This window comes from Streptomyces sp. NPDC089919, assembly GCF_040684615.1.
Taxonomy (GTDB): Bacteria; Actinomycetota; Actinomycetes; order Streptomycetales; family Streptomycetaceae; genus Streptomyces.
The window spans coordinates 1-9,386 of sequence record NZ_JBFBGK010000177.1; the positions used below are offsets into that span (position 1 = coordinate 1).

At 75.6% G+C, this 9,386-nt stretch carries 10 protein-coding genes and 1 riboswitch; of the genes, 4 read left to right on the forward strand and 6 right to left on the reverse strand.

All coding sequences use genetic code 11. From position 1 onward, the window contains the following. Positions 1-86: 86 nt before the first annotated feature. Entirely contained in the window at positions 87-707 is a 621-nt protein-coding gene (locus AB0O40_RS36650; protein ID WP_365050396.1) for a DUF4126 domain-containing protein, read from the reverse strand. 77 nt (positions 708-784) lie between these two features. On the opposite strand from AB0O40_RS36650, the gene AB0O40_RS36655 reads away from it, so the two are divergent. Continuing rightward, complete coding sequence (locus AB0O40_RS36655; RefSeq protein WP_365050398.1) at positions 785-2,278, forward strand: NAD(P)/FAD-dependent oxidoreductase; 1,494 nt, start codon at positions 785-787, stop codon at positions 2,276-2,278. 16 nt (positions 2,279-2,294) lie between these two features. Here AB0O40_RS36655 and AB0O40_RS36660 read toward each other — a convergent pair whose 3' ends face one another. From AB0O40_RS36660 to AB0O40_RS36680, 5 genes are all read right to left on the reverse strand, one after another. Beyond that, on the reverse strand, positions 2,295-3,311 hold the full coding sequence (locus AB0O40_RS36660) for a hypothetical protein (protein WP_365050400.1): 1,017 nt from the start codon (positions 3,309-3,311) through the stop codon (positions 2,295-2,297). Positions 3,312-3,350: 39 nt separating this feature from the next. Then, positions 3,351-4,265 (reverse strand): methylenetetrahydrofolate reductase [NAD(P)H], encoded by a 915-nt coding sequence (gene metF, locus AB0O40_RS36665; protein WP_365050402.1) that lies wholly within the window; start codon positions 4,263-4,265, stop codon positions 3,351-3,353. 129 nt (positions 4,266-4,394) lie between these two features. After that, a complete protein-coding gene (gene thiE / locus AB0O40_RS36670) occupies positions 4,395-5,048 on the reverse strand; it encodes a thiamine phosphate synthase (RefSeq protein ID WP_365050404.1) in 654 nt (217 codons plus the stop codon). A gap of 68 nt (positions 5,049-5,116) precedes the next feature. Then, the gene (locus AB0O40_RS36675) at positions 5,117-5,482 is read right to left on the reverse strand and encodes an Rv2175c family DNA-binding protein (protein WP_365050406.1); all 366 of its coding nucleotides are present in this window, start codon (positions 5,480-5,482) and stop codon (positions 5,117-5,119) included. Positions 5,483-5,583: 101 nt separating this feature from the next. After that, positions 5,584-6,756 (reverse strand): FAD-dependent oxidoreductase, encoded by a 1,173-nt coding sequence (locus AB0O40_RS36680; protein WP_365050414.1) that lies wholly within the window; start codon positions 6,754-6,756, stop codon positions 5,584-5,586. Between the two features lie 178 nt (positions 6,757-6,934). After that, a riboswitch (TPP riboswitch) is annotated at positions 6,935-7,047 on the forward strand. On the opposite strand from AB0O40_RS36680, the gene thiO reads away from it, so the two are divergent. The 3 genes from thiO to AB0O40_RS36695 all read left to right on the forward strand — a co-directional run bounded on the left by thiO (position 7,045) and on the right by AB0O40_RS36695 (position 9,274). Further along, the gene (thiO, locus tag AB0O40_RS36685; RefSeq protein WP_365050408.1) at positions 7,045-8,271 is read left to right on the forward strand and encodes a glycine oxidase ThiO; all 1,227 of its coding nucleotides are present in this window, start codon (positions 7,045-7,047) and stop codon (positions 8,269-8,271) included. (Overlaps the previous riboswitch by 3 nt.) After that, the gene (gene thiS, locus AB0O40_RS36690) at positions 8,268-8,468 is read left to right on the forward strand and encodes a sulfur carrier protein ThiS (RefSeq protein WP_365050410.1); all 201 of its coding nucleotides are present in this window, start codon (positions 8,268-8,270) and stop codon (positions 8,466-8,468) included. The genes thiO and thiS overlap by 4 nt, the downstream gene beginning before the upstream one ends. Positions 8,469-8,470: 2 nt before the next feature. Then, positions 8,471-9,274, forward strand: a complete 804-nt coding sequence (locus AB0O40_RS36695; RefSeq protein WP_365050412.1) for a thiazole synthase — start codon at positions 8,471-8,473, stop codon at positions 9,272-9,274. The last annotated feature ends 112 nt before the right edge of the window (positions 9,275-9,386 follow it).

The following is a 9,386-nucleotide window of genomic DNA, read 5'->3' on the forward strand; positions in this document are numbered from 1 at the left end:
CCCGGGGGGCCCTGGCCCCACCGCAGACCCACCCGTGGGGTGCCGCCCGGCCGGGCGGCACCCCTCGGTCGTGTCCGGCCCCGGCGTCAGCGGGGTGGCGGGCCGATGCCCTCCAGGGCGGCCAGCCGCTTCTCCTCGCGCCGCTGGGCCCGCCGGCGCAGGAAGCGGCGGATCCGGGTCCACAGGTAGACCAGCAGGACCAGACCGATCAGCAGCAGCACCCCGGCGATCACGGCAGCGGCCTGCGGGTTGAACATCGCGAAGGTCACGATGCCGCCCACCCCCAGGTCCTCGGCGGTGCTCATCACGATGTTGGTGAAGGGCTCGGGCGAGGTGTTGATCGCCATCCGGGTGCCGGCCTTGACGAAATGGCTGGCCAGCGCGGTGGAGCCGCCCAGCGCCCCGGCCGCGAGATCGGGCAGCGAGCCGTTCTGGCCGGCCAGCAGGGCGCCGACCACGGCCCCCGACACGGGCCTGATGACCGTGTGGACCGCGTCCCACGCCGAGTCCACGTACGGGATCTTGTCGGCCACCGCCTCGCAGAGGAAGAGCACCCCGGCCACCACCAGCACGTCGGTGCGCTGGAGGGAGGCGGGGACCTCGTCGGTGAGCCCGGTCGCGCCGAAGACGCCGAGCAGCAGGACCACCGCGTAGGCGTTGATCCCGCTGGCCCAGCCACTGGTGAAGACCAGGGGGAGCACACTCATCCGGTCATGATGCCGCAGCCGCACCGCTCCGGGCCCGAACGACGGGCGCCCGAGCCGGGGCGGATAGGGTCGGGACCATGGCAAGAATTGCGGTGATCGGCGCCGGGATGGGCGCACTGGCCGCCGCCGCCCGGCTGGCCGTGGCGGGGCACACGGTGACGGTGTACGAGCGCGGCGGCACCTACGGCGGCTCCCTGGGGCGGTACGAGCGCGACGGCTTCGCCTTCGACACCGGCCCCGGGCTGCTCCTGCTGCCCGCCGTCTACCGCGACCTGTTCGTCAAGACCGGCAAGCGTCCGCTGGAGAGCTGCGTCGAGATGGTCCAGGTGGACCCGGCGGTGCGGCACGTCCTGGCCGACGGCCGCGAGCTCACCCTGCCCGCGGTCTCCCGCGGCGGGGTGGCGGCCGCCCTCGACGAGGCCTTCGGGCCCGGTGCCGGCGAGCGCTGGGCCGACCTGCTGGGCCGGGCCCGGGACGTCTGGGACGCCACCCGCCGGCCCCTGCTGGAGGAGCCGCTGCGCTCCGACTGGCAGGTGCTGGGCCGGGACCCGTACCCGGCGCTGCGCCGCAGCGGCCTGCTGCGCCGCCGCCCGCCCGCCCTGGCGGAGGTGGCCGCCCGGGAGCTGGCCGGCCCGCTGGGCGCGCTGCTGACCAGCCGGGCGCTGGAGTACGGCATCGATCCGGGCGGCGCGCCGGCGGCCGCGGCGGTGGTCCCCTACATGGAGCAGACCTTCGGCAGCTGGTACGTCCGCGGCGGGCTGCGGGCCCTGGCGGCGGCGGTCCACGAGCGCTGCCTGGAGCGGCGGGTGGAGTTCGTCTTCGACGCCGAGGTCACGGCCGTGCGGGAGCGGGACGGCCGGGCCGCCGGGCTGGTGCTGGCGGACGGCACCGAGGTCGAGGCGGACCACGTGGTCTGCGGTATCGACCCGCGCCGGCTGGCCGCCCTGCTGCCCGGCCGCGAGCTGTGGCCGGCCGGGGCCAAGCAGCCCGTGGCGGGCGCGCCGAGCCGCTTCACCGTGCTGCTCGCGCTGCGCGGCGGCCGGCCCGCGGACACCGTGCACCGCACGGTGGTGCACTCCGCCGACCCGGTCGCCGAGGCCGCCGCGCTCGGTGCCGAGCACGCCGCGCCGCCGACGGTGACGGTGCTGCGCCCGGACGACGAGCTGACGCGCCCGGACGGCGGGCACGAGGCGGTCACGCTGACCGCCACGGTCGCCCCGCACGGCGTGCTGGACTGGACGGATCCGGGCCTGGTCGCCCGGTACACGGAGCGGATGCTGAAGGCGGCCGGGCGGGCGGTCCCGGAGCTGTGCGACCGGATCCTGTGGCACGAGGCGCGCACCCCGCTGGACGTGGCGCGGGCCACCGGCACCCCGGACGGGGCCGTGCCGGCCCCCAGCCTCGCCGGCGACCCGGACCGGCTGCACGCCGCCAACACCACCGCCCTGCCGGGCCTCTACCTGGCGGGCGGCTGGTCCCACCCCGGCGGCGGCCTGCCGCACGCCGGCATGTCCGGCGCCCTGGTGGCCGGCCTCATCGTCGAAGGCCGGGCCTTCCGCGGCTCCCAGTGACCGTCCCTGTGGACGGTCAGTAGCGGTACTGCTCGTACTCGCCCGTGTTCTGGTACGGGTAGGGGCCCGGCTGCTGTTCGGCGGGGTAGGGCTGGTCGGCGTCCCGCTGGGTGGGGACCCAGACGCCGCCGGGCGGGGTGTCGGAGGCGTACTGGTGCTGGGCGGTGTACGGGTCGGGGTAGCCGGGGTAGGCGTCCTGGCCGGTGCCGTAGCCGTAGTCGTAGGCCGCGTAGGCGGCCGGGTCGGGCTGGGCGCTCAGGCCGCCGGTGCCGATGTAGGGGTCGGAGTAGGCCGCGTAGGTCTGCTGCTCGCCGGTGCCGTACGGATAGCCCTGGTACGAGGGGTCCTGGTAGGCCGGGTCCGGGTAGGCCTGCTCCTGGTAGCCGCCGGTCGCGTAGGGGTCGGCGCCCTGGGTGCCCGGGTCGTAGTAGCCGGAGTACTGGTAGGCGCCGTCCTCGGCGGGGGCGGCCGGGTAGCCGGCCGGGTAGCCGGAGCCGTCCGCGGCCTGCGGGTCGTAGCCCGGGGGGTCGTACTGCTGCTGGGGGTAGCCCTGCTCGGGGTAGTCCTCGGTGGTGCCGAAGACCGGCGCGTCCGAGGCCTCCACCGGGTCGGTGAACTCCCCGTCCGGACCGTCCGGCCCCTCCGGGCCCGCCGCGTCCGGCGCGTCGTACTCCAGCTCCGAGACGGTCAGCGCGGGCTCCTGCCGGCGCCCGGCGTCCGGGCCGCCGCGCCGGCGGCCGCGCCGGCCGGGGGCGGCCTCCGCGACCGCCGCCTCGCGTTTGCTGCCCAGGGCCCAGCCCGCCACGAAGCCGCGCCGGAAGGAGAGGGTGACGAGCGTCTGGCCGACGGCGAAGGCCACCGCGCCCGCGACGATGACCAGGACGGAGCCCAGCAGCACGCCCGCGACCACGCCGAGGAAGCCGGCGAAGGCCAGCACCCGCCAGCGCAGCCGGGCCTTGTACTGGAGCAGTACCTCAGCCAGCAGCCACAGCGCGACGAAGCCGAACGCGATGTAGAGGACCGTCCAGCCCATGCATGGCCCCTCTCGGTACGGCCGCGCGGGTACGGCCGGTCAGGGCCGCTGGTGCAGGCCCAGGTTCTCGTAGATCTCGAGGGTCGCCGTGGAGTTGTTGAGCGTGATGAAGTGCAGCCCCGGGACACCCTCGGACAGCAGCCGCGCGCAGAACTCCGTGGCGAACTCGATGCCAATGGAGCGTACAGCGGCCGGATCGTCCTTGACGGCGAGCATGCGCTCTTTCACGTCGTCCGGGAAGACTGCGTTGCTCAGCTGGGGCAGCCGGTCCAGCTGCTTGACCGCCACAACTGGCATGCACTCGGGGATGATCGGGGTGTCGCAGCCGGCCGCCGCGACCCGGTCGCGCAGCCGGAGGTAGTTCTCGGGATCGAAGAACATCTGCGTGATGGCGTAGTCGGCACCGGCGCGGCACTTGTCCACGAAGTGCCGGATGTCCGAATCCCAGTCGGCCGATCGGGGGTGCATGTCGGGGAAGGCCGCGACGCCGACGCAGAAGTCGCCGGACTCCTTGAGTAGCCGGACCAGGTCGGCGGCGTAGTGCACGCCCTCGGGGTGCGGCACCCACTCGCCCATCGGGTCCCCCGGCGGGTCCCCGCGCAGGGCGAGCATGTTGCGGATGCCGGCGTCCGCGAACTGGCCGATGACGTGGCGCAGCTCGGCGATCGAGTGGTCCACGGCCGTGAGGTGGGCGACCGGGGTGAGGGTGGTGTCGGCCGCGATCTCCTGGGTGGCCTTGACGGTCCCGCCGCGGGTGGAGCCGCCCGCGCCGTAGGTCACCGAGACGAAGCTGGGGGCCACGGCCTCGATCCGGCGCAGCGCGTTCCACAGGTTGCGCTCGCCCTTCGCCGTCTTGGGCGCCCAGAACTCGAAGGAGTAGGAGGTGCCGGACGCGAGGACGTCGCGGATCGTGCGTGCACGGTCCGTCCTGGTGGAAGCGGTGCCAAGGGCCATATCGGCAGGTTAGACAAGCCCCGGGAACTCCCCAAGGAGCGTCCACCCATTGGACACGGATTTGGACACATGCGCGATCAGGAGTCGCTGCGGCCCCGTGCGGACCGGGCGTGCGGGCCCGGTCGCGGCTCAGCCCAGGCGGGCGCGGACCCGCTTGGCGAGCTCCGCGGCGGCCTGGCCCGGGTCGGCGGCCTCGGTGATGGCGCGGACCACGACCACCCGGGTGGCGCCCGCGTCCAGGACCTCGTCCAGATTGCCGGCGTCGATCCCGCCGATGGCGAACCAGGGCCGCGGCTGGGCCAGCGCGGCGGCGTACCGGACCAGGCCGAGGCCGGGGGCGTACCGGCCGGGCTTGGTGGGGGTGGGCCAGCAGGGGCCGGTGCAGAAGTAGTCCACGCCCGGCTCGGCGGCGGCCGCGTCGACCTCGGCCTCGGCGTGGCAGGACCGGCCGATCAGCACGCCCTCGCCGAGGACGGCGCGGGCGGCCGGGACCGGGATGTCGCCCTGGCCGAGGTGGAGGACGTCGGAGCCGATGGCGTGCGCGACGTCGGCGCGGTCGTTGACCGCGAGGAGCTTGCCGTGCCGGCGGGCGGCCTCGGCGAAGACCTGCAGGTGCTCCAGCTCCTCGCCGGCCTCCATGCCCTTGTCCCGCAGCTGGACGATGTCGACCCCGCCGGCGAGCACGGCGTCCAGGAACTCGGGCAGGTCCCCCTGGCGCTTGCGGGCGTCCGTGCACAGGTAGAGCCGGGCGTCGGAGAGCTGGGCGCGGGCGTCGACGGACATGGAGGAACCCCCCGGGGTGGGTGGTGCACGGACCGCGGCGGTCCGTGCACCACATGAGTCGGATCAGGTCAGACGGCGAGCGCCTGGGCGCGGCGCTTCACCTCCGTGCCGCGATTCTCGCTCAGGGCCTGCGCGGGGGTGCCGGGCAGGGTCTCGTCGGCGGTGAAGAGCCATTCGATGATCTCTTCGTCGGTGAAGCCGTCGTCACGGAGCACGGTCAGGAGGCCGACCAGGCCCTTGACCACCTTGTCGCCGTCGATGAAGGCGGCGGGCACCTGGAGGGAGCGGTTCTCGCCGCGGCGGACGGCGATCAGCTGACCCTCCTTGACCAGCTGGCGGACTCGGGTCACCTCGATGTCCAGCATCTCCGCGACGTCGGGGAGGTAAAGCCACTCGGGGACGAGGGCGTCGATCTTTGCGTCAATCTCGGTCACGGGACCAAGCCTGCCATCCCGCACCGACAGCCGGTACCCGAGCCGGTCCGACGGGGTCGGCCCGGGCCCCCGCGCGGTACCGGCCGCGCGGGTACGGGTCCTCAGGCGGTGGCGGACTTCAGCGCGACCGCCGGGTCCGCGGCCCGGGCCGGGTCGAGCCGGGCGCCGGCCTCGATCAGCTTGCGGCCCTGGGCGAGGTCCCGGGGACGGCCCACCGCGAGCACCGCGACCAGCACGTCCCCGCGCAGCCAGCACACCGACCAGGTCGGCTCGGCCGGGTCCCCGCGCCACAGCAGCTCGTCGCCCTCGGCGTGGTGTCCGGCGTACTGGACGAAGCGGCCGAACTGCTCCGACCAGAAGTACGGCACCGGGTCGTAGGCCGGGGCCTCGCCGTCCGGGCCGGCCAGGAGCACGGCGGCCAGCGTGCGGGGGCCCTGGAGGGCGTTGTCCCAGTGGTGCACCAGGAGGCGTTCGCCGTACCGGGCGGAGGGGAAGGAGGCGCAGTCGCCGACCGCGTAGACCCCGGGCAGGGAGGTGGCCAGGTGGGCGTCGGCGGTGACGGAGCCGTCGGGGCCGAGGGCGATGCCGGAGCCGGCCAGCCAGCCGGTGGCGGGGCGGGCCCCGATGCCGACGACCACGGCCCCGGCGGGCAGCCGGGTGCCGTCGGCGAGCAGCACCGCGCCCTCCTCGACCCGCTCGACCCGGGCGCCGGTGATCAGCCGGGCGCCGCTCTCCTCGTACCAGCGGGCCATCGGGGCGGCCACCTCGGCGGGCAGGGCGCCGGCCAGCGGGCGGTCGGCGGCCTCGACGACGGTCACGGCGCAGCCGGCGGCGCGGGCCGCGGTGGCGAACTCGGCGCCGATCCAGCCGGCGCCGACCACCACGATCTCCCGCCCCTCGGCGAGCACCGGCGCCAGGCGCGCGGCGTCGTCGAGGGTGCGCAGCAGGTGGACGCCCGGGACGCCGGCGCTGCCGGGCAGGGCGACCGGCTCGGCGCCGGTGGCCAGGACCAGGACGTCGTACGGGACCGGGCCGGCTTCGGTGTCCAGCTCGTGCTCGGCCGGGCGCAGGCCGGTCACCTCGACGCCGAGCCGCAGCTCGACGGCCAGGGCCTCGAAGTCGATGTCGAAGGCGGAGTCCTCGGCCTTGCCGAGCAGCACGGCCTTGGAGAGCGGTGGCCGGTCGTACGGCTGGTGCGGTTCGGCGCCCAGCAGGGTCACCGGTCCCGTCCAGCCCTGTTCGCGCAGGGCCACGGCCGTCTGCACCCCGGCCATGCCCGCCCCGACGATGACGGCGCCCCGGCCCGTCCCCCGCGTCCCGCTCAGCTGCTCGCTCACGGTCCCACCCTATACATCTGACGAACCGTCAGGAAATGGGGGTCCGGCGGCCCGGCCGCCCGCGCCCCGGCCGGGCGGCCTTACCCGCACTCGAGCCGGGGGATAGTCTGGCGGGCGTACCTATCGCGGGAGCCCGGACGTACCGGGCTGAGAGGGAGGCTGCGCGGCCTCCGACCGTACGAACCTGATCCGGGTCATGCCGGCGAAGGGAGGGGCTGGACACCCATGCACTCATCCACATCCACCGGACGTCCGCCCGGCGAGCGGGGATCGGACGTCCTCGTCATCGGCGGCGGGATCATCGGCCTGGTCACCGCCTGGCGGGCGGCCCAGCGAGGGCTGCGCACCGCGCTGGCCGACCCGGCGCCGGGCGGCGGGGCCGCCCAGGTCGCGGCCGGCATGCTCGCCGCGGTCACCGAGCTCCACTACGGCGAGGAGACCCTGCTGGGCCTCAACCTCGCCTCCGCCCGCCGCTATCCGCAGTTCGCCGCCGAGCTGGCCGAGGCCAGCGGGGGGCTGGACATCGGCTTCCGCGCCTGCGGGACCCTCGCCGTCGCCCTGGACGCCGACGACCGCACCCACCTGCGCGAACTGCACGCACTCCAGCGGCGCTGCGGGCTGGAGTCGGAGTGGCTGAGCGGGCGCGAGTGCCGGCGGCTGGAGCCGATGCTGGCGCCGGGCGTCCGGGGCGGGCTGCGGGCCGACGGCGACCACCAGGTCGACCCCCGGCGGCTGGCCGCCGCGCTGCTCGCCGCCTGCGCACGGGCCGGGGTGGTCTTCCACCGGGCCGCCGTGGAGCGGCTGACCGTCACCGGCGGCCGGGCCGCCGGGGCGGTCCTGGACTCCGGCACCCGGCTGGCCGCCGACCAGGTCGTCCTCGCCACCGGCAGCCTCAGCGGCCGGCTGGACGGGCTGCCGCCGGAGGTGGCCCCGCCGATCCGTCCGGTCAAGGGCCAGGTGCTGCGGCTGCGGGTACCGGGGGCCTACGCGCCCTTCCTGACCCGGACGGTCCGCGCGGTGGTCCGCGGCAGCCAGGTCTACCTGGTGCCCCGGGAGAACGGCGAGCTGGTCATCGGCGCCACCAGCGAGGAACTGGGCTGGGACACCACGGTCACCGCCGGCGGGGTGTACGAACTCCTGCGCGACGCCCACGAGCTGGTGCCGGGCATCACCGAACTCCCGCTCACCGAGACCCGGGCGGGCCTGCGCCCGGGCTCCCCCGACAACGCCCCGCTGCTCGGCCCGACCGAGCTGCCCGGGCTGCACCTGGCCACCGGGCACTACCGCAACGGCGTCCTGCTGACCCCGGTCACCGGCGACGCCCTGGCGGAGGTCCTGACCACCGGCGAACTGCCCGCGGAGGCGCGGCCGTTCACCCCCCGGCGGTTCTCGGCCGGCGCTCCGTCCGCCGGGCCGGCCGGCCGCACCGCACGTGAGGAGTCCCTGGTATGACCGTGTCCGTCAACGGAGAGCCGCGCGAGGTCGCGGCCGGGACCACGCTGGAGGCCCTGGTCGCCACCTTGACCGAGGCCCGGTCCGGAGTGGCCGCGGCCGTCAACGAGACCGTCGTGCCGCGCGGGCAGTGGCCCGCGACCGCGCTCGGCGAGGGCGACCGGGTCGAGGTCCTGACCGCGGTCCAGGGAGGCTGAGCATGACCGACGACCGTACGGACGCGTTCGTCCTGGGGGGCCGGACCTTCGGCTCCCGGCTGATCATGGGGACCGGCGGGGCGCCGAGCCTGGAGGTGCTGGAGCACGCGCTGACCGCCTCCGGCACCGAGCTGACGACGGTGGCGATGCGGCGCCTGGACCCGACCGTGCAGGGCTCGGTCCTGTCGGTGCTGGCCAAGCTGGGCATCGAGGTGCTGCCCAACACCGCGGGCTGCTTCACGGCCGGCGAGGCGGTGCTGACCGCCCGGCTGGCGCGGGAGGCGCTGGGCACGGACTGGGTGAAGCTGGAGGTGGTCGCGGACGAGCGGACGCTGCTGCCCGACGGGGTGGAGCTGCTGGACGCGGCCGAGACGCTGGTCGACGAGGGCTTCACGGTCCTGCCGTACACCAACGACGACCCGGTGCTGGCGCGGAAGCTGGAGGACGTGGGCTGCGCGGCGATCATGCCGCTGGGCTCGCCGATCGGGTCGGGGCTGGGGATCCGCAATCCGCACAACTTCGAGCTGATCGTGGAGCGGGCGGGGGTGCCGGTGGTCCTGGACGCGGGGGCGGGCACGGCCTCGGACGTGGCGCTGGCCATGGAGCTGGGGTGTGCGGCGGTGATGCTGGCCTCTGCGGTGACGCGGGCGCAGTCGCCGGTGCTGATGGCTTCGGCGATGCGGGACGCGGTCTCGGCGGGCCGGCTCGCCCACCGGGCGGGCCGGATCCCCCGCCGCCACTTCGCCGAGGCCTCCTCGCCCGTCGACGGGCGCGCGGCCCTCGACCCGGAGCGGCCGGCCTTCTGACGGCCCTGCGGGGCTGGTCCCCTCCCCGCCCTCCCCCAGACTCCGTCCGGGGGGACCCCCATCCCGAAACCGGTGGGCGGCTGCCCCCGGATCCCCCGCACCACCGCTGCGC